The sequence below is a fragment of the Viridibacillus sp. KH_047 genome (assembly GCF_057838945.1).
On the sequence record NZ_CM174479.1, the window covers coordinates 1,566,908 to 1,593,008 of the forward strand.

The following is a 26,101-nucleotide window of genomic DNA, read 5'->3' on the forward strand; positions in this document are numbered from 1 at the left end:
GGAAATATAAAGTTATTGTAATTGGTGCGGGTAAAAAATTACATGAATCTGTTATAATTAAATTGAATACTTTGAACATAGTGAGAGTTGGAGTGGTATTTTGAAAACCATTATTAAAAGTGAACGTGCTGTTTAGGGGACGATGCCTTAGTCAGTGATTGTAAGAGAACACCTACTAGTGGAGGGTGGCGTTGCCTGTCCTACAGTGGTTGATACAAATACATAAAGTCAATCGAGGTCCGGATCTTGAGATGAAAAAAGCTCAAGTGAAGCAGGAACTAGAAGTAATCGCTTCGTAAATCGAGGCGGTGAATGGGTCCATTTCTTACAAAAGCCTGAAGCTACAATTTGTAGTAAAAACGAACGGAACCCTTTCTCCATAGATGAAAATAACATCTTGGAGGAATGGCACGTGAGCAGAAAAACAGAAAATACAGCATTTCAATGTGGGCAATGTGGCGCACAAATTGAACCATTAACAAACGGGAGCTTTCGCAATCATTGTCCGTACTGCTTATATTCAAAGCATATGGATGAAAAGCCAGGTGACCGTGCAAGTGTATGTAGGGGATTAATGGCTCCTATCGGTATGGAATACTCGAGTAAGAAAGGGTACCAACTGATTCATGAATGTGTACAATGTGGTAAGGTAGGTAAAAATAAAGTAGCAATAAATACGACTCAAGAAGATCAGCTTATTTCTTTTATGAAGTCGGTGGTTTAATAAATTTACTATGTTCAAAGTTTTTTAATCAGTATAAATAATACTGAGCAGATAAAAGGATATTCTGAATAGAATATCCTTTTATTTATTAGCTAAGAAGGGTGATAAAAATGACAAACGAAAATGAAATTATAGTAGCTGTTAAAGGTATTGTTTTAAAAGAAGGGAAATTATTGATTGTCCAACGAAATCATGATGATGAAGTTGGTGGGGGTACTTGGGAATGTGTTGGGGGAGAAGTAAAGTTCGGAGAAGATTTAGAAGCGGCATTAGTGCGAGAAATAAAAGAGGAAGTAGGTATAGATGCCACTGTCTTGAATATTTTATATGCCACTACTTTTAAAACTATTGCAACAAGGCAAGTAGTTATTTTAGCTTACTTATGTAGAGCTGTAGAAGAAAAAATAGTTTTGTCCAAAAAACATATTGCTTATCATTGGTCAACAAAAGAGCAAGCGAAGTTGTTATTAGCACCCGAAATCATTACTGATTTTGAGAAAAATCATGTTTTTTCCTTGAATGAATGGCATTGATACATACTGTTTAATTATGTGCTTTTTAAGATTACGAGGTAATAGGATATTTTATTAGTCATAAGAGCATGCTTCCTTCACTCACGCATTGATTTTTAGATATCTCATCTAGTGAAAAAGTTAACTTATTTCTAAGAAGAAATAACACGAGATCCCCCAAATACAACTAATGAAGTCGGCTATGAATAATGACCAAATAACCCCGTGGAATTCTGCATAATTGTTAGCTAAAAATAGAATTAGGATAAGGATTAATCCCTGTATAGAAGCCACGATAAATGCAGGTTTTCCTTGACCATCTATAATCACCTTGTTCAAAATTAGTATAACGTTTGAATTCATTTAGTTAGGTATCTAACTAAATAATTATAAAAGCTGACATTAATCAGCTTTTATAATCAAGGTTATGGATAACTTTATCTAACATGGTGGATAAAGCATCTTTTTCCTTATCATCAAGACCGTTTACCATAGTATTTTCCATTTCTTTGAAAAAATCATTGAAATCTTCAACCAGATTTTTACCTTTAGGCAGTACATGAATGATTCTTCTACGTTCATCCTTCATATCTACTTTTCTTTCGATAAAACCCTTTTTCTCTAAATTATGTACAATGCTACTAATGGATGAGCCTTTTCGTTGGAAAGCACGTTCCATATCCTTTTGTGAGATACCCTCATCTTCATGCTGGAATAGATAATCGATGAAACGAGCCTGCTCTATAGTTAAATTATAAGTTTCTAGTTTTTTATCCCCAATTGTTTTCATTCTATGACCAATTGTACGGAATTGATGTTGAAATGTTACGTCTTTAATAACTAATCACTCCAATTAATTAGAATTCTAACTAATAATAAATTAGATGATTTGCAGTGTCAAATACTATTGATTTAGATCTAATGATGTAGGGGGAATATAGGGAATTCATTGATTCAACATAATTAGGATGGTAGGTAAAAAAGTCCATACATTAAATGCTGTTCTTTCAAATATTAATGTCCCAGTGAGTGCAGGAGATAGATTAATAATGGTATTTAGTGTAGAAACTACGGGACTAAGTGTTGTAACTTCCATTACAGGTACAGCAAGTGCAGGCATTGCTATTAGTAAAATAAAGATAAACATTCATAGGTCAATTTCCAGTTTGTTTAGTTTCAACTGAGAAGTCACCTGTTTTTTATTGAGGATTCAATAATTGGGTATTAAGGTTATCAAAAAAGTGGAGCTTATTGGGTTTACATTCATAATATTAATTAGCTCTGTTTGTTTACTGGTTACTTAAACCACTTTGAAGAAAAATAAATAAATAAGAAAAAACTTTATCAATAAGTGAATTTCTATACAGTGAAAAATTTTCTTTAAAACAAGTAGTGAATATACTAAATGCTGCATAGAATATATTAAATATAAAATTAATGAGAGACTATAAATTGGTGGGGGATGATAGAAAATGAGATTATCATCGTATGAAGCTGCTAAAGAGTTAATATTAACTGGAGAAGAAATAGCTAGTTTTGTAGGACCTCAACCAAGTAATTTACTTGAGAAAATAGAGAAAGTTTTAGGATTAGAAATAATAGGATCGTATAGAAATTTCTTAGAAACATTTGGTGCAGGAATCTTTGCAGGTGTTAAAATTTTGGGTATTTCTAGTGATGATTTCGAGATTCCTTCCATGTTAAATGGTATTAATTATACATTAACATTGAGAAAAGAAATTGGCTTACCTAGTAATCTCTTAGTTATTTATAATCCGGGGAATGGCGAACTGTTCTGTTTGGATTTCAATCAAATAAAAGCTGGTGAACCTGAGATTGTTTCTTATATGCCAGCTATAGGAATGGGTCTAGAATATGATGCGATTGCAGATAACTTTGGCGAGTTTTTATATGAGATAGTCTGTGATGATTTGTAAAACAAGAAATAATTGATTATTTATTATTCTCTATAAAGAGCAAATAAGCATTCTATAACGCATTATTATGGATTAATTATAAATTAAAACTGAAATTTACGGACAAAGAGGAACTGTCTAATCATACAGTTCCTCTTTGTCTTGTATTTAGCTCCATGTAAACCAACGTGTATGACCATCAGGACGCTCAAATATATGTTCTTCACAGATTTCTTTATAAAAATAATCGCGGTGCAAATCTGCATCAAATAGATTGTTGTATATATGATATATTTCTCTTTCTTGACTAATAGTCTTCAGATTTTTCACCAGTTGCTCTTTTTGCACTAAAGGTATTTGATTTGCAACATGGGTGTGGAACACGCAAATGATAGAATCTTCATCTACTTGCTTTACAATGTCTTCTAATAATTCCACGGCATTGCCGTCTATTAGTTCGATTTCTAAATTTTGAATAACATCTGTCGCTGCGTTAAATAATTTGCGGCGCTCTGTATGTTCGGGCCAAATTAGAGCGTTTAACCATTCCACATCGTCTTCATTTTTCACGTTATTTGTGTGTAAATCGATACCAATTCTTTTACCGATAACTGGAGGTGTTTTAATGGATTCTGGTAAAGCTTCCCCTTTATTAGTAGAATCTATAAGTACGTTAGAATCGATTTCCCCATAAATGTTACCTTCATTATATTGATAAGCATATTGATCTAATCCAAGTTGAAGTCCTGCACTTGTACCTATTTCAATCAGTGTTAAGGGTGTTTTGTGCTTAGCATAAATTTCAGTGAAAATAGGATAAAGGTAAGCGCATCGTCTAACTTCATTGGTTTGTACTAGTTTTGTTTGAAACAAAGATATTAATGACTCCCAATGTTCTAGGCAAAAAGCTTTGAAATGGGGAAAGGCTTCTTCTGGATTTTTTGCATTCGATACAAAGTTTGGATAATAAGAGCGTAACATTGCTGAACTTGAATTATTTAGTAAATATTGTACACTAGCAAAAAGTAAATTCGGTTTCGGTTGATCTTGTGGGATATGGCTAGACAATTCTAATATAGCGTCATCCTTAGCAACTTCATAAGATAAACATTCATATAAACGGCTAGACCCAACACATTCCTTTTCAGCAAAGTTAGTAAAATTACGACTGATTTTTTCTGAAACGATCATATTTTCACCGTCCAATCTTAATAGTTAATGGTATATTCTGTTATAATGAATATACATAATATTCACATTTAAGTAAATTAAATCATGTAAAAGAATTTAATATACATATGTAAAGGGTGAAATTAATGAGACAACTTTCAGACATTGTCATGCTAAGTGAAAATAATACTTTAATTTCTCGATTAAATGCGTTTAAGTCCAAAAATAATAATGAATTGGGATCTCAAATGAAACAATTTGGCTCGACTCTTGCTTTTCAAGTACGACGTATAACTGGGACAGCCTTTAATACTGTAAGAAATATAAATGAGGAGGACTATATCTACTTATCTGAAATTGTAGATTGGTATAAACAACAAAACATGGATTTTCAAATTGAGGTGGCACCGCAAAATGCGAGTAAAGAGTTGTTTCAGGAATTACGTAAACATGAATTTGTTCAAACGGGTTTTCATGCATCTTTCATTGGAAATGTTAAGGAAATAGCAAATAGTTCGGACCATATAAATTGCGAAATTCAGTTGTTAAAGAAAGAGGACTTTAATGATTTTGCAGAAGTCTATGTTAAAGGTTATGGGTTACCTGAATTCATCGCGGATGGCGTGAAACAAAATAATGAGATTTTGTATGAGATTGAAGCCTGGCAATTCTTTAAAGCCGTCAAAGCTGACAAAATGGTTGGAATTGCAGTGCTATATATACAGGATGATATCGCTACATTAGCAGCTGCAACTACACTGCCGGAATATCGTGGTCAAGGAATTCAAAAAGCGCTCATTAAAGCAAGAGCACAGTATGCCTTAAAACAAGGGGCTATATATATGACAAGTGAAGCAAAGTTCGAAAGTATCAGTCATGCTAATATGGTGAAAAGTGCGATGGATTTAGTGTATACAAAGGCGATTTACAATAAGTACAACTAGTATTGTTACTGAAAGGTGAATGGAATGAAAAAATACTTTTTAATGGTTTTTTCAATATTAGTATTCCTGACAATCGTTTGGCGATTTTGGTATATCTATCAGCCAAGGACGGGACCGCTTGGAGAAAAACTCATACCTGAGTTAAGTAGTCCGGTCTTTTGGTCAGGGATCATCTGTAGCTTTTTAGTATCTGCTTATGCATTTTCACATGCTATCGATTTATTTAAACGTGGTAAGTAGAAAGATAGGCAAAGGAGAACTCTATTATCAACTACAACTTCCAGGAGGGGTATATGAAAGCTATACTTTTTGACCTAGATGATACGATTCTAAATCGAGATGCATCGTTGCTTGCGTTTTTGGACGACCAATATGAAAAGTTCCAATTAGTATGGGGGCATATTGATAAGGGTCAATTGATTCAGAGAATTGTAGAGCTAGATGCTAGAGGATATGTTTGGAAAGATAAAGTATACGCTCGGTTAATTGAAGAAAATAAGTTGGATATATCTGCTGAAGAATTATTAAACGATTATACTGAGCGATTCCGATATTTTGTAATAGGCTTTTCAAAATATAAAGAAGTTTTAGAGGAATTAAAAAGACAAGGGTATCTGCTAGGTATGGTCACGAATGGGAAAATTGGCTTTCAACGCGTGAATATTAGAGGTCTCGGAATTGAAAATCTATTTGATGTCATTGTAGTGTCTGAAGAAGTGGGAATGAAAAAGCCAGATAAGAACATTTTTGAATATGCATTAGCTAAATTACAGGTGTCTCCGAATGAGGCGGTTTTTATTGGTGATAACCCAACAAACGATGTAGAAGCAGCCATTGATGTGGGAATGATAGGCATTTGGAAGAGAGATCAATTGATAGAGTCGTATAAATCCGAGCATATTATTGATAAACTAGAAGAAGTTTTCGATTTGCTTATGCAATTGGAAAAGAATTGAGTTAATGCATTTATTTATTGCAAGGAAGTGGGTAAGGAAATGATTATTTATTTTATTATTGGAGCAGAAATTGCTTTTTGGCTATTAATTGTAGCTGGTTTAGTTTTACGCTATATTTTGAAATTAAAGCGTTTAAGCATTTGGGTATTTGCAGCAACACCCTTAATCGATCTCGTACTGATAGTACTGACGGCGTTAGATTTAAAAAATGGAGCAACCGCAAATACTTTTCACGGACTATCAGCTATTTATATAGGTGTATCCATTGCCTATGGAAAGCAAATGATCGATTGGGCAGATCAACAATTTAAAAGGTTTATATTAAAAACAGGAGAAAGACCTAAAAAATTATATGGGAAAGAAAAAGGAAAGCGTGAGGCGTTAGGGTTTGTAAAACATATTATTGCCTATGTCATAGGGTCTTTAATTTTATGGGGTATGCTGCTAATACTAGGGAAAGACGAGCAGACAATAGCACTTTATCAAGTTTGGAAATTATGGTCGGTTGTCTTAGTAATAGACGGGCTGATTAGCATCTCTTACGTGTTCTTTCCAACAAAGAAAAAATAAACTTTAATTATCAAAGCTATATTAAATGAGAGGAAGTGGATTATGTGAGCTATGTAAGTGAAATCAGAAAAGTAGTTGAAAATCATCCATTAATCTTACCAGGGTCTGTTGTACTTATAGTGAATGAAAATAATGAGCTATTATTGCAACACAGATCGGACGGTGTCTGGGAATTGCCCGGTGGTTTAATGGAGCAAGGTGAGAGTTTAGAAGAAACAGCGAAAAGAGAAGTGTTAGAGGAGACAGGTTTTATTATTGATGATTTACAATTGTTGGGTGTATTTTCTGGTGAAAGTTATGATAGTAAAGTAGCAAATAGTGATGAAGTATATTCAGTAACCGCAGTTTATATAACGAGAAATATTACAGTTGAAATGAACAAAGACCTAGTAGAAACCGTCGATTTACAATATTTTAAAATCGACCAATTACCTGATACTTTACCTGATGAATATAGAGGATATATTATGCCATTCAAGGAATCGATCTTAGGATTAAATGAAGTGTAAGGGGTGGCTGTAGTGGCTTTTATTCGATACGCAAATGAAAATGATTTAGCTGATATTACAGAGTTCGATTATTTAATAATAGGGCAGAAAAGAGTGAGCTACCATTGTTAAAAAAACGATTTGTAACTAGAGAAGATTGGACAAGAATCTTAGAGCGTGAATTCAAACAATTATATATTTCTGATACAAGTTTTTCAGGAAATATTGCTTTATTAACTTTAAACAAAGTAAAAGAACCCTTATGGACATACCATTGTAACAAGAAAATATGTATTGTCGACAATGGATATTCTTGGCTTCAACAACTTCCTGAGAATGAACATTTTGCAATTACTACAATGTTTAATGAATCGAATGAAATTATACAATGGTATATAGATATTACAACTCATAATGGTATCGAGAATGGTGTGCCTTATATGGAAGACCTGTTTTTAGATTTAATTGTCTTACCTACAGGGGAAATAATAAAAAAAGATTTAGAAGAAATTGAAGAAGCATTAGATGAAGGTTGGATTACAAAAGAACAATATGATTTAGCATTCTCTACTTTTAATACAATCTATGAAGAGTTACAGAATGATACGTTTAAATATATAAAATTAAGTAATGTACATAGAGAGTGTTTATTGCAAGGAAATCTATAGCAGAGAGCTGTATCATATATTCACCTTTAGGCTCAAAGGTTTTAACATCGCATTTTTGAAAAGCTAGAGTTTTAATAACCCAAAATTAAGTAACCTGTAAGAGCCTTGCTACATGAAAAGAGTAGCAAGGCTCTTACCTTTTATCTTAAAAATATATTACTGTATACTTCTATTTGTATAAGCCAACTAAACTTTATATAATAAAATTAGATCTTACACTGAAGGGACTGGACTATGCGCAGATATCAATAACTTTAACCTAAGTACTAAAACATAATGGAGGGAAAAGTATTGATTACAGAACTACACACAAAAAGATTATTATTAAGGAAAATGAAGGTATCGGATTCTCCTAGTTTATTTAGGATTTGGTCTGACCCAGATGTTACTAAATTCATGAATATCAGCAGCTTTACTGATGAAAACCAAGCAAAAGATATGATAGAACTATTAGATGAATTGGCTCAAGAAGACAAAGCTGTACGTTACGCGATCATTGAGTTAGAATCTAATAAAATTATCGGTTCATGTGGTTTTAACTCCATAGATTTTGAAAATGCCAAAGTGGAAATCGGTTATGACCTCGCTAAATCGTTTTGGGGTAAGGGATATGCCACTGAAGCAATCAGTGCTTTGTTAGATTATGCATTTAGGTCTTTAGAGTTAAATAGAATCGAAGCAAAAGTAGAACCTGAAAATATAAATTCCATAAAGGTTTTGCAAAAGTTAAACTTTGTATTCGAAGGAACACTAAGACAATCCGAAAAATCTAATGGAAAATTTATCGACCTTAATTTATATTCTAAATTGAAAACAGATTGAGTTGATTTCAATAGCCTATACTTTTTAAAAGTATAGGCTATTTTTTTATACCTATTTATTACATTCCTTTTTTGTTAACATTAACCTAATCACTAAAAATGTAGGTAAATTATGAATTTTTATTTACGTGTAATTATTACTATGGTATTTTTTTTGTCTTCAAGCAACGATAAGCCAAAAAGGTATTTTGTGGGCTAGTTTTTCTGTTGCATTACTATATATGATTTCGGTATTTAAGATAGCTCCGAAGTATGATTGGGCAGTTATATTAGGGTTGTGTTGCATTTGCTTTTGGCTGATGTTTATAGCAGCTTGTTCAACACGGCCAAAGTATTAAAGTAGAGGTGTTGTAGAATGAAGAATAAACCAATTTATGTAGAAATACCTATTCGAGCAGATATTGATGATGTCTGGGAGTTTACACAAAAACCTGAACTCCATGAACAATGGGATTTACGCTTTTCTTCCATTACATATTTACCGAAAGTAAAAGAAGAAGATCCGCAACCTTTTCTATATGAAACGAAAATCGGGCTCGGCTTAAAGGTAGCGGGTTGGGGTAAAAGTAATGGTATACATAACAAGAATGATGGCACTAGAACCTCCTCACTTCATTTTGGGACTGACCAGAAGATCTCACCAATTAGTGAAGGTAAAGGCTATTGGCAATATGTACCGACAGAAAAGGGACTGACATTTTTAACGCAATATGACTATAAAGTACGTTATGGAATGCTAGGAGGGCTACTAGATCTATTTTTCCGTCCGGTTATGGGCTGGGCAACAGCTCTTAGTTTTGATGTTCTGAAGCGTTGGGTTGAAAAGGGAGAAGTCCCAAGAACACAATATTTACGTTTTTTTGGAAGCTATGTTATAACACTTTTGTTTATTTTTGTTTGGCTGTATCAAGGGCTTATACCGAAACTGGTTGCTAAGCATCCTGAGGAGGTGGCTATGTTATCAAGTTTAACTGCAATAGATGGAACAGCTGCTATAAAAGCAGTAAGCATAATCGGTATACTTGAGATTTTATTTGGACTTGTCTGGCTACTATATCGCAACAAAATGCGATTATTTGCATTTCAAATAATAGTGTTCCCTATGCTAACAATTTGTGCTTTACTTGCAGATCCAGCAATCGCAACACATCCATTCAATCCGGTTACATTTAATATGAGCCTATGGGTTCTATCAATTATAGGATTCTACATGTCAAAAGATTTGCCAACTGCGTCAAGTTGTATTCGTAAAAGAGAGAGGGGTTAGAATGACAATTTATCAATACCTTTTGGGGGAAGAATTCCACAAACTCCATCCTAAATTACAAGCACGCTATGCACTACCAATAGATGTACCATTTTTCGCGATAGGTAAGATGTCAAAAATAGAAACGGGCGCTAGATGGTTAACTCCATTCTTAAACTTTGCGAGTAAGTGGAAATTTTTGTTCCCTGAAAATGGTCAAGACGTGCCATTTACGATTAAAAATACATGTAAATTATTACCGAATGGTGAAGTGGAAGTATATTGGGAACGTACCTTCTATTTTGAAGAGAAGACAAGATGTTTTAATGCATTTATGTCCATTGATACTAAGCGCAAAGTTGTAAAGGATTATTTAGGAGATCCAAGTCTTTTATATTCAGATTTAAAATTTGATGTGACAAAAGAAGGTCGATTACTTATTCGATCAGGTTTTCAGCGCGTAGTTATAGGGAAGTTAGAAGTGCCAATTCCACGAGTATTAGAAGGGCGTGTAATAGTGGAGGAAGGTTATGATGAAGTACGTGAATTATTTTCGATTCATGTGTTTATTTATAATCCAATTATAGGAAAGGTGATGGCTTACGCAGGTGAATTCAAGGAACATACTTTTTAGTTCAATAACGATAATAGGTTTCATTCTTTTTATCGCATGCAGTCTGTTCACAAAGCAACAGCCTATTTTTTTAATGTTAACAGCAGCACAGTTAGTATTTGTGCCTGTAATACTTCAACTAATCATAGAAATAAAAAGGTTACATCGCTTTATTATTTTCACAGGGATGGTTTCTATCTTTATTTTACATATTATTTCATCTAGCACCTGGTCAATAATACTTGCATTAATTTACGTCGCATTTACTTTATTTGTGGCAGTACTAGGAGCGGAGCGATTCTTACGACGGGGCTTTGTGAACTGGGCAGAAATTTCCATTGATATTGGCATGATGTATCTATTTGTCGGGGGGATTTGGTTCTTTTCCTATATAGCAGGAGTAAATACGGGGTTTAGTCCAATGATAACTTGGTTGACGGGAATTCATTTTCATTATTCAGCGTTTTTATTGTGTATTTCTCTTGGCTTATTTGGCAGATTGCATGATTCAAAGTTGTATAAATGGATTGTACCTATGATTTTGGCAGGACCTATGCTTGTTGCAATAGGTATTACATTTTGGCCGATACTCGAAGTGATTTCGGTTTTAATGTATATATTCGCTATTTATAGTCTTGTTGTATTGGTATTTCAAACCCACTTTGCAACGCGTATTCAAGCTGTATGTATCCGTCTTTCTTTTAGCGCTCTAGCTGTGACGATTATTTTTTCATTCCTTTATGCTATAGGAAATGTATTTGGTGTATGGATAATTCGTATTGACTTTATGCTTGCTTTTCACGGCTTTTTTAACTGCATTATCTTTGGGCTACTCGGTGTAGTTGGATGGGCGATGTTTCCACCAAAAACGAAACAGCTTTCATGGGATTTTCCAATAAGCCAAGTTCGGGGGAAATTGCTAGTAACTGGTGATTCACATCCTGGCCTTGTAGATGATTTGAGTGCTTTTGTTGATACAAAAGCATTGCCAAAAACAATTATAGAATTTTATGAGCAAACCGATCAATATCTACTAGTTGCATCTATTAAATGGGCATCTTGGTTTAAACCGTTTGCTGTAATATATAAGTTAATTAGCAAACAAATGCAACAACTAAACTTACCGCTTTCAAGTAAAGAAACTGAAATGACGGGAGAAATAAAGAGAATTGAAAACAGAGTGGATGGTAGAGTTAAACCACGTGCTTGGATTCGTAAAGTGGGGGAGCAAACCGCTTTTGTGGCCCTCTATTCGCAGCATAATACAGCAGGCAAAACATACATGAATATTGCATTGCCCTTACCGCATTCCTCTATGGTCGGTATTTTACAACTTGAGGAAATAGATGAGCAACTAATATTAACGAGTGAAGGTAATGGGGATGAAGGGATTTATTTAGCGGTTGGGAAATTTCTGTTCAAGCTTCCATTATCCGAGCATTTTATAATTGTAGAAACGCAGAATGGCCATCTAACAGCACTTCATAAGATGAAGATTTTTGGTATTCCATTTTTGCGAATTGATTATAGAATTTTTGAAAGGTAAAGAGTCGGAATGGACCTGAAGAGTATAGGTTAAGAAAAGTTTTAAGTTAATAAAGTACTCGAGTAATTTTATTTTTACCATTAACATCTAAATAATTATCGTATAAAAGACAGCAGATTATAGGTGGCTGTTACTATTAATTGATTAATCATTTTGCTAATAAAACGTTATGTGAAATTGAAAACTGCTTGAAAGAGATTAGCGAAAAAATGTACTTGGGCCTATACCTTTAGAAGAAATCATATCCGAGCATATAATAATAAAAGAAGTTCTAAAAAAATTATAGATAAAAATAAAAGAAATGGTATTATAAGTAATAAATATATAATAAGTCCGGTTGGTTGTTATTACAGTAATATCTGAATACACATTATAATTAGTTGGGGGAGTATTGATGAAGTTTGCGAATAAAAAACAAATTCAACGGCTTTATCGAGAACAAATCCGCAATAAAAAAGACCAGGATTATAATTTTCTTGAAACAATCATTTTAATCGTAATTGTAGCCTTCTTCATCTACTTTAACTTTTGATTCGATAGTTCTAGGACGTCCGTTGATAGTTCTTAATGGAAATGATAGATTTGTACACCTGAATAATCTAGTTTCATGAATTGATTAACAGGAAGTATTACAATAGATAAAAGAATGCGATGAAAACAAAACGTCCACTCAGTTCATAATTGAACTTGAATGGACGTTTTTTATAATGCTTACATACTGAATCCTAAGTTATTCATTTTCGACGCTTTGATTCGTATCAACTACTGATAAAGATAAGTGCTTTTTCTTTATCAACAGAATGAGAAATGACAACAATAAAACAATTGAAGAAACCATATATACAGCAACGATATTAATACGTTCTCCAATGATACCCATAATCAGAGTGGAGATACCAAAAGTAGCCATAGTTATAGAACCTTGAGCAGCATATACTTTAGCTAGAAGTTTTTCTTTGACCCTACCTTGAATGAGTGTATTAATGGCGATCATACTTAATTCGTAGAATAATCCATAAATACAACTCACCAAAAGAGCGAGTAATGGGGAACTATTGATCCCAAATAGAAAAGTCATTAAAAAAACAACAAAGCTACATATCAAAATGACAAAATGAATATTTCGGTCAACTAAATCAGATTTCGTATACCCAATCAAACCACCAAAAAATAAACCTAGAAAGAAAGAGGCATTAATGTAACCCCACCATTCGGTACCTTCATGCAGTCGTAACTCTATAAATGGGTAAATGATAGAAGATACCCAAACAGGGCCTGCAATGGAGCCTAAAAACAGAGTGATTTGAAGAATACGCAACTTATTATCTACCAATATTAATTTCCATCCCTCTAAAAAGGAATGCAGATTACTTTCTTTTTTAGTCGATGGTATAGCATGTTTCTTCTCTTCGATTTTAATAAATGACAATAAGAAAGTGGACGATGCATACAAGATAAACGTTAAAATTAACAATCCATTTGAATGCAAAAGCACTGCCAAAATGCCACCTACTGCCCATCCGCCCATATTAATGAACTGATAAACAGACGACATGAGACTATTCGCTTTTAACAAGTAAGTCTCTTCAATAAGCTCAGGAATAATCGCACTACTAGTGGGATGGGCGAAGCCATCCAAAAAATTAGTACAAAAAATAAGTAAATAAATGATCACAAACGTATCAATTGATAGGAATAGTGATATATAAAGTGATAATACAAGTAATAGACAGGTCTTCAACAATTGAGAATTTAATAAGATTGACCTTAATTTATATCGATCAATTAGAAGTGGGGCGACCAATCCACCCAAAAATCCACCAGATAAATTAATGACGGGAACTAAAGAAACATAAAACAAAGAATCTGTCACACTAAAAACAGTTGTGATGAGAGCCACAATGTAAAATGTATCTCCTGCATTAGCTAAAGACTCTCCAGCCAGCAATGCACGAAATGATTTATTTTTCAACACAAACAACCCCTCTTATTTAATTGTTCAAGAGAAAGTTGTTGTCTACATTGGGTTCACTCCTTAACTGGTTTTAGAATTTCTTTGTTGAATGTGATAATCGAGTTCAAATTAGCAGAGGGGTGTTTGCTAATAATGGAAATATTTATAATAAATGATATCATAAAGAAATGGTGATAAGCTGAATTTTTTGAAAAACATTCAATAAAAATGACTGCCTAACTTGACAGTCATGACATAAACATAGTGTCTAAAATCATCATCATTCGGATATGTCTATAATTTCATCCATAATACTTCCTTGTTTAACATATTTAACAATTTTTTTGGCTTCCATTTCTACTCTTTTTCTACCATAAGGATTTTCAAACCAGTTATTAGCCTTAGTAGTATTGTCATCTACAGCACATAATGAATAGTGGATCCAATTAGGCATAAAGGTTTTGAGATTTAAATGCGTCCGTCTCATGTGATATCTAGTAGTAACAACTATTATTCTCTTAATGTTATGTAATTCAAATGCCCGATCTAGTATAAGTAGTGAAGAAAGGACATTTTCTTTCGTATGAAGTGATAGGTCTTCTGTTAGAATATCCTCCTCAGGGATTCCCAGTTGGATAGCCCTTTGTTTTAATAATTGTGCCTCAGTTAAGTTTGTGCCTTCCCAAATAACTCCACCAGAAAATAATATTTTCTTTGCTCTACCTTCGTTATATAGTTGTATGGCTTTTGGTAAGCGATATATTACAGCTTTACTACTACCCGGAACAAAAATAACATCTCCCTTCTCATCATCATCTTCTAGATTTTTGAACAGAAAATCTGTGAGTTGAGAGTCTGATAGTTTATCAGGTTGCAACTGAGAAATATGTATTTTCATAAATCACCTCGAACGTTTATTAACCAATCCACAGCAATTTTTGCTATTTAGTTTGGCCCTGTACTTGCTAAATTTACTGAACGACAATACACCTACATGAATAACTATTACGCTATACTTTATCTGTGGCTATAAATATAGTATAGCTAATCTGCATATAATTTCACTAGTATTAACAATTTTTGTAACTGATTATAATGTATTTGAAAATTTATAAAAATCTTATAATTAATTTAAATTTTCAACCATGTATGGGAGAATAGATATAACATTATTACCAAAATAAGGGGTGTTGTAAATGCCTAAGCCAATAACATTAAGAATTGCGACGAATAAAGATCTTGCAGCATTACATAAAATCCAAGTAGCCGCTTTTATGCCTCTATTAATAAAATACAATGATTTAGAAACAAACCCGGCGAATGAACCAATCGAAAAGTTAGCAAATAGAATAGCTGAAACGTATTCAGATTATTATGTAATTTGCTATGGTCAAAATATGGCTGGAGGGATTAGGGTTGTTACAAGAGAAAATAATCGAGCAAGAATAAGTCCTATATATATTCATCCGGTTTTTCAAGGTAAAGGAATCGCTCAAGAAGTTTTTAAACAAATAGAACATAAATACAATAAAACACGACAATGGGAACTTGATACGATAAAACAAGAGAAGCGGAATTGCTATTTTTATGAAAAACTAGGTTACAGTAAGACTGGATTAGAAGTAGAAATCAACAGCGAGATGACGTTAATACGTTATTTGAAAAGGACGGAAAAAAGCAAGGATAGTAAAAGAGAAGTTTAAATACAATAACTAATGAAGGAAAGTTATTATATTTATGTGTAATTTTGGACAGCCACAATTTTTCAGCTTTAAGAGGAGTGTAGAATATTTAACTTCCATTTCTTTAAATACTCACATTATTGCATAATAATTCATTATATATTAATATAAATATAAATAAATGCATAATGAAGGGGGTTATAAGTTGGTTACGCTATTTTTAACGAATATATTACTAGGGCTTTCCATTGCACTACCAGTTGGAACAATTACTATAGAGATGACGAAGCAGGGACTTAAAAACGGCTTTATGCATGGTTGGGTTGTTGGACTAGGTGGAATGACAGTAGATTTAGTACTTATTTTATTATTATATTTTGGATTAGCTTCAGTACTAGCTGTACCTATTATTCAAACTTTCTTGTGGTTGCTCGGTGCATTATTCTTATTGTATGTAGGCTACGATAGTATAAAAAACGCAGGTCATGGTATTTCGCTTTCAGGAGAAAAATCGACGAAATCTCTTAAATCATCGTATTTTAATGGCTTACTTGTAGCGGTTTCACCAGGGAACTTGGTATTTTGGGTTAGTATTTTTGGGCCGATTTTGATTAATTCATTTGATGCATCAAACACGATTAACTTTTTAGTAATAGGAGCGGGCATATTAATCGGGATATTGATACATGATATTGGTTTAATGACAATAATTGCTGGTACGAGGAAGGTATTAAACACTAGGTATATTCAATGGGCTTCTGTTCTTGCGGGGGTAATTCTAATTGGCTTTAGTGTCTATTTCTTCATTGAATTTTATAGGAGTGTAGGGACACTAAGAGGTTAATAATTACGTTAATAAAAGGCCAGTAGAAACAGTTATACATACACCGGAGATTGTTAATTTAAAGAGACTTGAACTCAGACAAGTCTCTTTTTTATATTAATAAAGTTCTAATTAACTGTTCTATTTGATCCGAATTTCTGATATAAACATAAATAACTAATGGTATTAGGAGTACTAAGAGTATCGAAGGAAGAAGAAATCCGAAAATTCTTTTTCTGTTTAGGTTATTTACAAAAATAATTAACAATGAAGATACACCTAAAAGGCTTACTAACCACATAGAAATTAATTGATTTACCTCATATTTTAATAAGGCAATTTTTAGTTCGTTTTCTTCCGTAATCTCAAAAGTAAGTTTCTCTTTTTCGAAAAAATTCTTTTTTAAAACAGTTACTTCTTCTGAATTTTCCTTTACTGAGTAACCCCCGGGATAAATATTAAAAGAGTAAGCTAGAATTCCAGCTATTAAACAGCATAAGACAATGAAAATAGAAAAAAGCCCAAGTTTCTTCTTAGATAGATTTTCCTCGAACAAAAAAACCCCTCCTTTTTCTACAAACCTATTCCCATTATAATACTAAATTTGCAATTTTGGATGAAGTTATTTGTATTCATACAGAAAAAAATAACGCATGATTTGAATATAATGTAAATCAGTTCAAAGTGAGATGGATAGTATTAGTTTCCATCATTTATTCTTTAACATGAATTATAATAATTGGTATTGATTGAACGAATTCATATAGTAATAAGTCTAACATTTAGAGGGGAGAGCATTATTAATAGTGAAGATATCAACGTTATTCAAGTCGATGAAGAAACGACGAAAGACGCAATCAAAGCGCTGGAACGGATGTTGGCAAGAGCGTAAGAAAAGATAATACTAATAAAATAAATACGACTGTTCATTTGAAATATAATGAGCAGTCGTATTTATTTTATATAGATAGTTCTCATTTTATAAAATTTCCATCATTTCCTATATACACTTTGATTGAAGGTGGAAATCATCATTTAGCTATGGATTTGTATGATAAGGACAGGCACTCATACATAAACTACTGTATATTACAAAAGCTCGTACTCATTTTTGCTAGTTAGAATAGAATTAGAAGTATCTAAGCAATTCACTACTTTATTAAAGAAGGAGGCCGTTTTTATCCAACGTAAGAATGAAAATAAGTTGAAAATTGAGTTCACAACCAATGGAAAGAAAAATAGAAAGTCCATGAAATTTTACATAAGCGGAACAGTTCTAGCCGGTGTATTGCTATTTGGTTCAGCATCTATTTCACCAACTATAAATAATGTTTTTGCCAAGACACCTTTCTTAAATTTAATATATGAACCTACACTTTTAAATAAAGATATAGTCAAAATAATAACAGAAAGATTGATTTCCAAAAATTATCCATTCGAAAATGTTTCGATAGTTGCGCCTAAGAAAAACATTGTAATTAATATAGATAAATCAGAACAAAATCCTTTAAAAGTGGAAAAAGCGATAGAAAAGGAAGTTAATTCACTGCTAAGCTCATTTGATCTTACAGATTACAAATTAGAAATTGTTCAAGATCTTCAAAATGTATCTCTAAATTCAATGATTTATCAAGAAACCAATTTGATGGCAAAACAATTACAGAATAATATAAAGAATGACGCAAGGTTACAAGATTATAAGCTAATATCGGTATCTGTTAATAATAATGATGTTCAGAATATGATTGTATTGGTTGCATCAGATAAGGAAACAAGAACTGGTGTAATGCAAAAAATAGTGCAAAGCATTGTAAAGGAAAATAATTTTGATCCATATTTGATTAAAACCTATTCAATAGATGCTCAAGAAGAAGAAATAGCCCTGAAATGGCAAGCTATAATAAATAAAATAAATACTGAATTCATTGGAAAAGACGAAATGAAAATAAAAGATATTCGTTATTCTTTATTTGAACCACCATCATCTTTTCTTATAAATACGTCCATAAATCCTACAGATGTGACTGCTATAGAAGAAGCTCAAAAAATTGAGAAGTCTATTAGAATGTTTATAACAACTCATGGAGATGCAAGCTCTATCAATCAAGAACCATACAACATTGTTATTTATGGTAGTGATAATAAGGAAATTAATATAGCCACTCAAAATTAAAATACCAGCCATCTATATTACTTACGATCGCGTAAATAATATGAATGGCTGGCATCGGTTCAACAGAGTTAAATCAAGAACATTGCCACAATGGTTGTGACGACTAATCCAGTAATAACAGGCACTAAATTTCTACGAGCAAGTTCGAATGGACTGACATTACAAATAGCTGCAGCTGGGATAAGTGCCCAAGGGATAAGTGCACCGCCACCTACCCAGATTGCTGTAATCTGTCCGAGCGCAGTTAAAGTATCCGTGCCACCTCCGATTGCATTGCCAAACAAGCTTCCGACAGAACCAGCTAATGAAATACCTGAGAATCCTGAACCATCTAATCCAGTAATTGCGCCAACGACTGATAAAGTAACTGCTGCAATTTCCTTCGTTAAAGGAACTACCGAAGCTAATCCAACACCTAAATCATTAACAATACCGTGAGATGCTTTCGGTAAAAAGTCACCGATGATTTGTGTGAAACCAGAATCCCCTAAATAGAAGAAGGCAGCAATAGGAATAACTGGTCCAAATACTTTAAAACCAAATTGGAAGCCGTGTATTAGATAACTTGTAGTCTTTTCTAGCCCTTGTTTTTTGTGGGCTACAACGGAGAGAATGAGTAATATAAAGACGGCAGTACCGCCGATTAATGCTGTCGCGTCTCCACCTTGCAATTTTAAAATGGACATTGCTACGACATCTGCTAAGAAAGCTATTGGAATGATAATTGCAAAGAACTGTTTTTGTTTAAGAGTGAGCAAATTTTCATCTTTTTCTTGCTCCTCATTTGACTCGTTTGTTCCAGTTAATTCGATTGTACCGCGCTTCATATCACGTTTTAATAGTATAAACGCAGTAATAGTCGTAACAAGACCCATTACAATGACGAGTGGAATACTAGCGGATATAACATCTCCGACTGGTAACCCGGCTGCATCTGCAGTAAGTTTTGGGGCACCTTGAATGACAAAATCACTTGATAAAGCAATACCATGACCAAATAAGTTCATTGCCATCGCTACACCGAGAGCTATTAAAAGAACCATATAAAGAGTACTTAACTCTTTATATGGTTCTTTTGTTTAGTACTACCGTATTTTAAACTCTTTAATTTCAACAGTAGGGGAGTTACCACGTCCACGTTTATAATCACTTGGAACATCAACTACAATTTTTTCAAATAGTTCATTAATGAAACCTTTCTTTTCGTTAGCGCTAACTGTATCCCATAGAGCAGGAATGTTTTTTAAAAGTTCAATAATTTGTGAAGGATCGAATATAATTTTTTTAGGTGATAGATTTTTCAGTTGTTCATTTAATAGTATTTCTTCTCTAAGTGCCTCTGACATCATTTCAGAATAGTCTGTATTGGACATTGTCCCATCACCTAAAGCAAACATCCAATTTTTCTTTCTATTTTTGATGTTATTCAATTCTTTTTCAATTTTAGCAATTAATAATCCATTATTTTGATCTAATTTTATTTCTTGCATATTTGGTTCTATTGAATTAATAAAACTTTCAGGATTATCGACAGATAAATTATTCATGAATTCAGTAGTAAGTGCTTTTTCAGTAAACATGGGTAAATCACATATCCCGTTGTTTTTTCTTGAGATACAAATGTAATGTTTTGTACCTCTTTCAATTTTATATTGTCCTGATAAAGCTGAACCACATCTAGCACAACTTAGTACACCACTGAAGGGGTAAGGGGAGGTTGCTTTTTTTCCTTCTTTTCTATTTGTGTTTCTTCGTTTTTGCGCTTCTTCAAATGTTTCTTCACTAATAATAGCTGGTATATGATCACTTTCTACTATGATTGTATCGATTCTATCTGAATTATATCCCCATCGAACTTTGCCACAATATACAGGATTATCAAGCATTCTTGAAATAGTTCGAGTCCCCTTATTTATATTAAGTTGATGTAAATATTTTGTGATTGTAAGTAAACCATTACCGTCTATATACAGTCGGAAAATTTCTTTTACTATAGCAGCTTCTTCCTCAAAAATTTCTAATTTTGAATTCACATTCCTATAACCGAAGGGTGCCTTTGCTCCGTTTCTTTCCCCGTCTTCTGCTTTTTTTCCCATATTTATTAAAACACGTTCAGATATTGTTTCACGTTCCCATTCAGCCATTGCTGCTACAAGAGTCAAGAAGAATCTCCCTAAGGCTGACGTTGTATCAAAAACTTCGGTTATACTTCTTATCTTCACATTGTTTTCTTCAAATAATTGTAAGAGTGTATGTAAATCACTAACTGACCTAACTAGTCGATCAAGTTTATAGAAGACAATAACATCAAATTTCCCCATCTTAGCATCATTAATTAATCGTTTCATTTCTGGACGATTTAAATCTTTAGCACTTTTCCCATCATCGACATATGTGTAAACTAAATTCCAATTTTCTTGAGATTCAATAAATTTTATTGCCTTTTCTTGCTGAGAGGCTAAACTATATCCTTCTTTAGCTTGTTCCTCAGTAGAAACACGGATATAAACTACAATTCGTATTTGATTTGCATTTATATAAAATGCACCTCCAAAAATTTTTATTGAGTGGTATTCGAATAATCTGATCTTGAGGCTATTATATTTTAAATTTATTTTTGGTTCATTAGAACATCAACACGAACCATTTTTCAAGCATTTGCATAAATAAATATAATAGATCTAGAGGAACGGGGGATAAATATGAAGATTGTAGTACCAGCGGAAAAGCTTGCAGCCGCGGTGAATAAATATCTTGTACCAGCAGCGATAAGAAAATTGGAACAAGAACAAGAGCAAAGTCAATCAAAAAAGATACAACTTCTAAGAAATCTGATTTGACCCAAGCACAAGAGTATATAATGATTAAAGGCTTTTTAAAAATTAGAATTCATAGCTAAGAATTAATAAAATAAATACATTACATACTTTAAAAGAGCTATTACTTATAATAAATCACAGGATCATATCACAAAATATTAAACAAAATGGATGTGAAAAGATTTGTGGAATACAATAGAATACATTTAAAAACAGACTTGTATCCATTACGGATCAAGTCTGTTTATTTTTATAAACTATATGATTCAATTATTTTATTAGTACCTTGTTTTTAATGGTTTATACATCAAAACAGTTACGTACTACCCTTATATCCAGTTATCATAAATCAATCGCTATGACACTGTCTTTGTGTACCACAACGGAGCAGAATCCTACTATGCTGTGCTGCAAGGGGCTTCCGTGGCTCGCTAGGAGTCTAAATTTTGCATAGACAGCTATATTTGAATTTGAGAACGGATCACCAGGGAAAAGGCTTTAATTTCATTATTCAACTATTGTGTACTTTAGTTAAATATTCGATTTATAAATATCAAAACAAAAACAGAGTAGAATCTACACATTTTGTAGATTAACTCTGTTTTTATGTTGTAACAGCAGCATTATTATTTGGCGTATTCTCTTTTGTATTCCATTATGATACGGTGATTCCGTACGACAAAGAGTTAGTTAAAATTGAATTACAGCAGCAAGAGATTATGTCCCATTATTATGGAAAAAGTTATTACAGCTTCAATCAAGCAAGACCGATTGAAATGGAGATTGACGGTGTACTACAAACTATTAGCTTTATACAATATACAAAGACCATAGCAAATTCACCATCAGGAGACCTCTTCCGTAAAACGGTACCACGTAAGGAAGCAGACTTTATAACGAAAGTAGCTCAACCTGAAGAAGTTCATAAGTTAGGAGCTGTTTATTATACAACGGTTGATATGGACGTGTTGACAACAAAAAGCAGTACTTGGGAGCGATTATTAGAAGACTCCATATTGATATGGGAGAAATAAAGATATATAAATAACGAGGACTTTAGTTATAAAACAGAGTTGCTATTCAACTAACGGGGCTGGTTAGTTGAAGAAGGAATATCGTTAGAATGGATTGAATGAAAACCCATAAAAGAGGTGAAGCAATGTTTGTTTATAAATATAAAAGGTTAATTGAGGATTTTGTTAATGAAGTAATTCCTGTTGAGGATTTTGAACGTGACTATCTAAATACATTTAAAAATGAGACAGAAAGAATGGAAACGTTTTTCGAAATCTTAAACGGAGTTTTTGAAGCAGTTGATAGTTATTGGAATGAATGTCTTCCTGGACAAGAAACTGCCTTTGAAATATCGGAACAACAACTGAGAAAAGAAGTAAGTGAAGCGTTGGTTAAAATAAATAGTTTATCGAATAATCTTTAAATTTTCTTCAACTAACGGGGTACTTTTGTTTAATAAGGATTACTGAAGTCAACATACTATTTGTTGGCTTTTTTATTTTGCAGTAGGACCATAACGTGTAGTATCAACACCTAATAGGAGGTGTTTTTTTTAACTTTTCAGATTTGGGGAATCATGGTACGATGAGATGTGTTTTGTTGTTGAACTAACGGGGTTAGTTCAATATGTGAATGTAAACTTTAAGTTTATATACAAGGTAGGTTAAGTGCGATTTAACTATTATCTACAAAGCCAAGTTCAACACTTTTAGGAGGAATAGAAAAATGAAAAAATTAATGCCCATGTTCATGCTTGTGATTTCAGTTCTTGTGATATCAATCATCAGTACAGGATGTGCAAGTACAAGCAAAAAGGAGAGCGGTCAACCGATAAAGGAAGAGTCCGTTTCGATCCCTAATGGAAGCCACGATGTTCCAGGTATATTGGTAATGCCGTCAGGAGCAACAAAGGATAAACCAGCTCCTGTGGTATTGTTATTACATGGTACGGGTGGAAATAAAAATGAACTTGGCGATATATACAAACGGCTTGCTGATCAATTGGCATCAAAAGGATATGCATCTTTGCGGATTGACTTTGCAGGAGGCGGGGATAGTTCCCAACCCTATGTTGAGAATAATTTCGATGATTCAGTCGCGGACGCTATGAAATCGGTTGAATTCCTCGCTAATTATTCAGGAATAGATAATAACCGGATCGGTGTATTAGGTTACAGTCAAGGAGGACGAATAGGGCAAGTAGTAGCAGCCCGCGTACCAGAAGTAAAGGCACTTGCAACCTGGTCATCTGCGTCGACAAACGGTGCAAAATCCTTTGAGGGAATATTCGAACATGCCGAAGAAGCACGTGCGAAAGGCTCGGTTGTGGTGACGATGCCTTGGGGTACTAAATTAGAATACGGTGAGAAATTTTTCACAGCGATGGAAAATTCTCGTGCTCTTGATGAGGTTGCCAAGTATAAAGGCCCATTGCTCGCAATTGGAGGTTCAGAAGATCCTCTCGTTTCACCGTTATTGGCTCGGGAATTAGTGAAGCATGCCGGGAGCAGTGATGCAACTTTGCGTATTATTGAGGGTGCTGATCATGGTTTTAAAATTTTAGGAACAGATGGCAAAATAAATTCGGATCAATCCATTGCAGAGGAACTGTTAACGATAACAACGGACTGGTTTGCTGAAAAACTGTAACTATTTTTTGTTGTTATTTTGTAAGCGTGATTCAATTACATAAATACGCACCTTTGAGCCGCAAAGGTTTTAAGGAGCAAAAAATGAGTTTATTAAACTAACGGAGTACTTTAGTTTAATATTCGATTCACGATATACTTAAATCAAAACAGCGATGATTCCACAATTAATTGTAGAATTATCGCTGTTTTCTATCATAAGACAGTAAAAGCAACAATTATTGAGAAAACAGCCAACAACAAAAATCAATTAAAACTATAAGTTATTCCTTAATATAAGGTAACAATATTACATACAATCCTTTTGTTGTTCTTTTGAAAGTGCTGAAAGCATTTTAGTTATTTCTTTATCCAATTCTTGTTCGATATCTATACTCGTTTCTTCATATCCCTCTTTTGAAGAAGTTCGTCCATTTTTAACTTCCCATTAAATAATGCATCTATCCACAAAGTGGAGGCACCAATGGCACCCGAAAAACTTCCGAGGTTTGAAGTTGTAATTTCAAGATTCCGGGTATTTGTATATAGTGATTTTTGTTTAACTGCATCTTCTAAGGATTGAATAATAAATTCGCTCCCAATGGAGACTTCTCCTGTTAAGATAATTTGCTGCGGGTTAAAAAGATTTACTAATGTAGAAATTCCAATCCCTAGGTAGTGTCCTGCTTCTTTCAGTACCTGTTTAGACAAATCATCGCCAATAGTTGCTGCCCTAAAAATATGTTCTAAGGTTATTGAATCAGGTTGATTATTTGTTAATTCTAATAGTACGCTATCAAATCCCTGGTTAATCTTTTTTCGTACCCCATTTAATATTGCTGACTCGTTTGCTAGGGTTTCGAGACAGCCGTAGTTTCCACAAGAACATTCTAGTCCGTCCCCAATTACAGTTATATGACCAATTTGTCCACCCCCATAGTCTGCACCGTGAAAGAGATTACCGGAGATCATAATCCCGGCTCCAATCCCATAATCTACATTCATAACAATAAAGGAATTTTGATCGACCCCTTTTCCAAACCAACGTTCAGCAAGAGCGAGAACATTGCAGTCACTATCTACAAGAACAGGTAAGTTTAATTTTTTTTCTAAGATTTCGGAAATAGGGACGTCACGCCACCCGAGGTGAGGGGGATAGATCGCAACCCCGTTAAATGGGTCGACAATCCCGTGCATTCCAACCCCGACCCCGATTATTTTATTTTTTTTGATTTTTGACTTTTTTATGACGTCTTCGACTAAAAGTCTTACTTCTTCAAGTACATGGTCGGAATCGATATTATTATCGAATGGTTTTGTGAGACTATTTTTTACTTGTCCATTCAAGTTTATAATGACTATTTTAATGGATTCAGAATGAATTGTAATACCAATTATGTAGAAAGCGTTATAGTTTAGTTGGTACATAACGGGAAAGCGACCTCGTTTTATAGGTGTTTGGCCAAGCGTATTTATTAGGTCATAACTTTCAAGTTCTGAAAGGATACTTGTAATTGATGGAACTGTTAGCTTGGTGATTTTGGATAACTCTGTTTTAGATAATACCTCTTTTTCTTTTAGCATCCTAAGGACCAATGAAGAGTTCGTTTGACGCATCATATCTCTATCAAATTTTTGATTTTTTGACAATAGAATCACACTTTCCTAATTTATATTTTATAATTCAATTTTCAATTTTCGAATAGCGAAATCAGTAAATAAGCCTTGATACAATTAAGTAGATTAAGACTAGCGAATCAATTCTGTAGTTGACTTTCCATCAACTTTTTTATTTGAGCGCACGTTTTATAAGGAAGTAGCTACTTATGACTAT

The 26,101-nt window shown here is 33.4% G+C and carries 29 protein-coding genes and 2 pseudogenes; 22 read left to right on the forward strand and 9 right to left on the reverse strand.

Going from position 1 to position 26,101, the window contains the following annotated elements; all coding sequences use genetic code 11:
• Positions 1-412 precede the first annotated feature (412 nt).
• Both AC3IS5_RS07875 and AC3IS5_RS07880 read left to right on the forward strand, forming a co-directional pair.
• Positions 413-724 carry an RNHCP domain-containing protein gene (locus AC3IS5_RS07875; RefSeq protein ID WP_489427290.1) on the forward strand — a complete coding sequence of 104 codons (312 nt, stop codon included), beginning with the start codon at positions 413-415 and terminating at the stop codon, positions 722-724.
• A 110-nt stretch (positions 725-834) separates the two neighbouring features.
• Positions 835-1,257, forward strand: a complete 423-nt coding sequence (locus AC3IS5_RS07880) for an NUDIX hydrolase (RefSeq protein WP_489427291.1) — start codon at positions 835-837, stop codon at positions 1,255-1,257.
• Positions 1,258-1,642: 385 nt separating this feature from the next.
• Here AC3IS5_RS07880 and AC3IS5_RS07885 read toward each other — a convergent pair whose 3' ends face one another.
• Together AC3IS5_RS07885 and AC3IS5_RS07890 are read right to left on the reverse strand one after the other, a co-directional pair.
• On the reverse strand, positions 1,643-2,026 hold the full coding sequence (locus AC3IS5_RS07885) for a MarR family winged helix-turn-helix transcriptional regulator (protein ID WP_489427292.1): 384 nt from the start codon (positions 2,024-2,026) through the stop codon (positions 1,643-1,645).
• Between the two features lie 156 nt (positions 2,027-2,182).
• A complete protein-coding gene (locus tag AC3IS5_RS07890; protein ID WP_489427293.1) occupies positions 2,183-2,383 on the reverse strand; it encodes a hypothetical protein in 201 nt (66 codons plus the stop codon).
• Positions 2,384-2,708: 325 nt separating this feature from the next.
• On the opposite strand from AC3IS5_RS07890, the gene AC3IS5_RS07895 reads away from it, so the two are divergent.
• Positions 2,709-3,173: an SMI1/KNR4 family protein gene (locus AC3IS5_RS07895; RefSeq protein ID WP_489427294.1), complete on the forward strand. Its 465-nt coding sequence runs from the start codon at positions 2,709-2,711 to the stop codon at positions 3,171-3,173.
• A gap of 147 nt (positions 3,174-3,320) precedes the next feature.
• On the opposite strand, the gene AC3IS5_RS07900 is transcribed toward AC3IS5_RS07895, so the two are convergent.
• Positions 3,321-4,343 carry a DUF2332 domain-containing protein gene (locus AC3IS5_RS07900; RefSeq protein WP_489427295.1) on the reverse strand — a complete coding sequence of 341 codons (1,023 nt, stop codon included), beginning with the start codon at positions 4,341-4,343 and terminating at the stop codon, positions 3,321-3,323.
• 125 nt (positions 4,344-4,468) lie between these two features.
• On the opposite strand from AC3IS5_RS07900, the gene AC3IS5_RS07905 reads away from it, so the two are divergent.
• The 11 genes from AC3IS5_RS07905 to AC3IS5_RS07955 all read left to right on the forward strand — a co-directional run bounded on the left by AC3IS5_RS07905 (position 4,469) and on the right by AC3IS5_RS07955 (position 12,706).
• Complete coding sequence (locus AC3IS5_RS07905; RefSeq protein WP_489427296.1) at positions 4,469-5,266, forward strand: GNAT family N-acetyltransferase; 798 nt, start codon at positions 4,469-4,471, stop codon at positions 5,264-5,266.
• Positions 5,267-5,290: 24 nt separating this feature from the next.
• Complete coding sequence (locus AC3IS5_RS07910) at positions 5,291-5,506, forward strand: hypothetical protein (protein WP_489427297.1); 216 nt, start codon at positions 5,291-5,293, stop codon at positions 5,504-5,506.
• A gap of 53 nt (positions 5,507-5,559) precedes the next feature.
• On the forward strand, positions 5,560-6,222 hold the full coding sequence (locus tag AC3IS5_RS07915) for an HAD family hydrolase (RefSeq protein WP_489427298.1): 663 nt from the start codon (positions 5,560-5,562) through the stop codon (positions 6,220-6,222).
• Between the two features lie 39 nt (positions 6,223-6,261).
• The gene (locus AC3IS5_RS07920) at positions 6,262-6,792 is read left to right on the forward strand and encodes a hypothetical protein (protein WP_489427299.1); all 531 of its coding nucleotides are present in this window, start codon (positions 6,262-6,264) and stop codon (positions 6,790-6,792) included.
• Between the two features lie 44 nt (positions 6,793-6,836).
• Positions 6,837-7,301, forward strand: a complete 465-nt coding sequence (locus AC3IS5_RS07925; protein ID WP_489427300.1) for an NUDIX hydrolase — start codon at positions 6,837-6,839, stop codon at positions 7,299-7,301.
• A gap of 104 nt (positions 7,302-7,405) precedes the next feature.
• A complete protein-coding gene (locus AC3IS5_RS07930) occupies positions 7,406-7,948 on the forward strand; it encodes a ribonuclease FAU-1 family protein (RefSeq protein WP_489427301.1) in 543 nt (180 codons plus the stop codon).
• A gap of 291 nt (positions 7,949-8,239) precedes the next feature.
• The gene (locus tag AC3IS5_RS07935) at positions 8,240-8,770 is read left to right on the forward strand and encodes a GNAT family N-acetyltransferase (protein ID WP_489427302.1); all 531 of its coding nucleotides are present in this window, start codon (positions 8,240-8,242) and stop codon (positions 8,768-8,770) included.
• Between the two features lie 354 nt (positions 8,771-9,124).
• The gene (locus AC3IS5_RS07940; protein ID WP_489427303.1) at positions 9,125-10,036 is read left to right on the forward strand and encodes a DoxX-like family protein; all 912 of its coding nucleotides are present in this window, start codon (positions 9,125-9,127) and stop codon (positions 10,034-10,036) included.
• A gap of 1 nt (position 10,037) precedes the next feature.
• Complete coding sequence (locus tag AC3IS5_RS07945; protein ID WP_489427304.1) at positions 10,038-10,649, forward strand: DUF4166 domain-containing protein; 612 nt, start codon at positions 10,038-10,040, stop codon at positions 10,647-10,649.
• Positions 10,624-12,174, forward strand: coding sequence for a YndJ family protein (locus tag AC3IS5_RS07950; protein WP_489427305.1), 1,551 nt, complete (start codon positions 10,624-10,626; stop codon positions 12,172-12,174). Before AC3IS5_RS07945 ends, AC3IS5_RS07950 begins: the two co-directional genes overlap by 26 nt.
• A gap of 394 nt (positions 12,175-12,568) precedes the next feature.
• Complete coding sequence (locus AC3IS5_RS07955) at positions 12,569-12,706, forward strand: hypothetical protein (protein ID WP_427734017.1); 138 nt, start codon at positions 12,569-12,571, stop codon at positions 12,704-12,706.
• A gap of 198 nt (positions 12,707-12,904) precedes the next feature.
• Here AC3IS5_RS07955 and AC3IS5_RS07960 read toward each other — a convergent pair whose 3' ends face one another.
• Positions 12,905-14,146 carry an MFS transporter gene (locus AC3IS5_RS07960; RefSeq protein WP_489427306.1) on the reverse strand — a complete coding sequence of 414 codons (1,242 nt, stop codon included), beginning with the start codon at positions 14,144-14,146 and terminating at the stop codon, positions 12,905-12,907.
• A 262-nt stretch (positions 14,147-14,408) separates the two neighbouring features.
• Complete coding sequence (locus AC3IS5_RS07965) at positions 14,409-15,026, reverse strand: YdcF family protein (RefSeq protein ID WP_489427307.1); 618 nt, start codon at positions 15,024-15,026, stop codon at positions 14,409-14,411.
• A gap of 298 nt (positions 15,027-15,324) precedes the next feature.
• Between AC3IS5_RS07965 and AC3IS5_RS07970 the strand changes: the two genes are divergently transcribed.
• The gene (locus tag AC3IS5_RS07970; RefSeq protein ID WP_053416074.1) at positions 15,325-15,831 is read left to right on the forward strand and encodes a GNAT family N-acetyltransferase; all 507 of its coding nucleotides are present in this window, start codon (positions 15,325-15,327) and stop codon (positions 15,829-15,831) included.
• Between the two features lie 184 nt (positions 15,832-16,015).
• Complete coding sequence (locus AC3IS5_RS07975) at positions 16,016-16,654, forward strand: LysE family transporter (RefSeq protein ID WP_489427308.1); 639 nt, start codon at positions 16,016-16,018, stop codon at positions 16,652-16,654.
• 91 nt (positions 16,655-16,745) lie between these two features.
• Here AC3IS5_RS07975 and AC3IS5_RS07980 read toward each other — a convergent pair whose 3' ends face one another.
• Positions 16,746-17,189, reverse strand: coding sequence for a hypothetical protein (locus tag AC3IS5_RS07980; RefSeq protein WP_489427309.1), 444 nt, complete (start codon positions 17,187-17,189; stop codon positions 16,746-16,748).
• A gap of 648 nt (positions 17,190-17,837) precedes the next feature.
• On the opposite strand from AC3IS5_RS07980, the gene AC3IS5_RS07985 reads away from it, so the two are divergent.
• Positions 17,838-18,806 (forward strand): hypothetical protein, encoded by a 969-nt coding sequence (locus AC3IS5_RS07985; protein ID WP_489427310.1) that lies wholly within the window; start codon positions 17,838-17,840, stop codon positions 18,804-18,806.
• A 68-nt stretch (positions 18,807-18,874) separates the two neighbouring features.
• On the opposite strand, the pseudogene AC3IS5_RS07990 reads toward AC3IS5_RS07985, so the two are convergent.
• Both AC3IS5_RS07990 and AC3IS5_RS07995 read right to left on the reverse strand, forming a co-directional pair.
• A pseudogene (locus AC3IS5_RS07990) lies at positions 18,875-19,840 on the reverse strand (hypothetical protein); the annotation flags it as partial.
• Positions 19,841-19,891: 51 nt separating this feature from the next.
• A complete protein-coding gene (locus tag AC3IS5_RS07995; protein ID WP_489427836.1) occupies positions 19,892-21,421 on the reverse strand; it encodes a recombinase family protein in 1,530 nt (509 codons plus the stop codon).
• 87 nt (positions 21,422-21,508) lie between these two features.
• On the opposite strand from AC3IS5_RS07995, the gene AC3IS5_RS08000 reads away from it, so the two are divergent.
• From AC3IS5_RS08000 to AC3IS5_RS08020, 5 genes and pseudogenes are all read left to right on the forward strand, one after another.
• Positions 21,509-21,646: a hypothetical protein gene (locus tag AC3IS5_RS08000; protein ID WP_489427311.1), complete on the forward strand. Its 138-nt coding sequence runs from the start codon at positions 21,509-21,511 to the stop codon at positions 21,644-21,646.
• A 333-nt stretch (positions 21,647-21,979) separates the two neighbouring features.
• A pseudogene (locus AC3IS5_RS08005) lies at positions 21,980-22,068 on the forward strand (DUF4256 domain-containing protein); the annotation flags it as partial.
• 222 nt (positions 22,069-22,290) lie between these two features.
• Positions 22,291-22,659: a hypothetical protein gene (locus AC3IS5_RS08010; RefSeq protein WP_489427312.1), complete on the forward strand. Its 369-nt coding sequence runs from the start codon at positions 22,291-22,293 to the stop codon at positions 22,657-22,659.
• Between the two features lie 125 nt (positions 22,660-22,784).
• The gene (locus AC3IS5_RS08015; RefSeq protein ID WP_489427313.1) at positions 22,785-23,063 is read left to right on the forward strand and encodes a colicin immunity domain-containing protein; all 279 of its coding nucleotides are present in this window, start codon (positions 22,785-22,787) and stop codon (positions 23,061-23,063) included.
• Between the two features lie 314 nt (positions 23,064-23,377).
• Positions 23,378-24,289, forward strand: a complete 912-nt coding sequence (locus AC3IS5_RS08020; RefSeq protein ID WP_489427314.1) for an alpha/beta hydrolase family protein — start codon at positions 23,378-23,380, stop codon at positions 24,287-24,289.
• Positions 24,290-24,657: 368 nt separating this feature from the next.
• Here the strand turns inward: AC3IS5_RS08020 and AC3IS5_RS08025 are convergent, their stop codons facing one another.
• The gene (locus AC3IS5_RS08025; protein ID WP_489427315.1) at positions 24,658-25,917 is read right to left on the reverse strand and encodes an ROK family protein; all 1,260 of its coding nucleotides are present in this window, start codon (positions 25,915-25,917) and stop codon (positions 24,658-24,660) included.
• Positions 25,918-26,101: the final 184 nt, after the last annotated feature.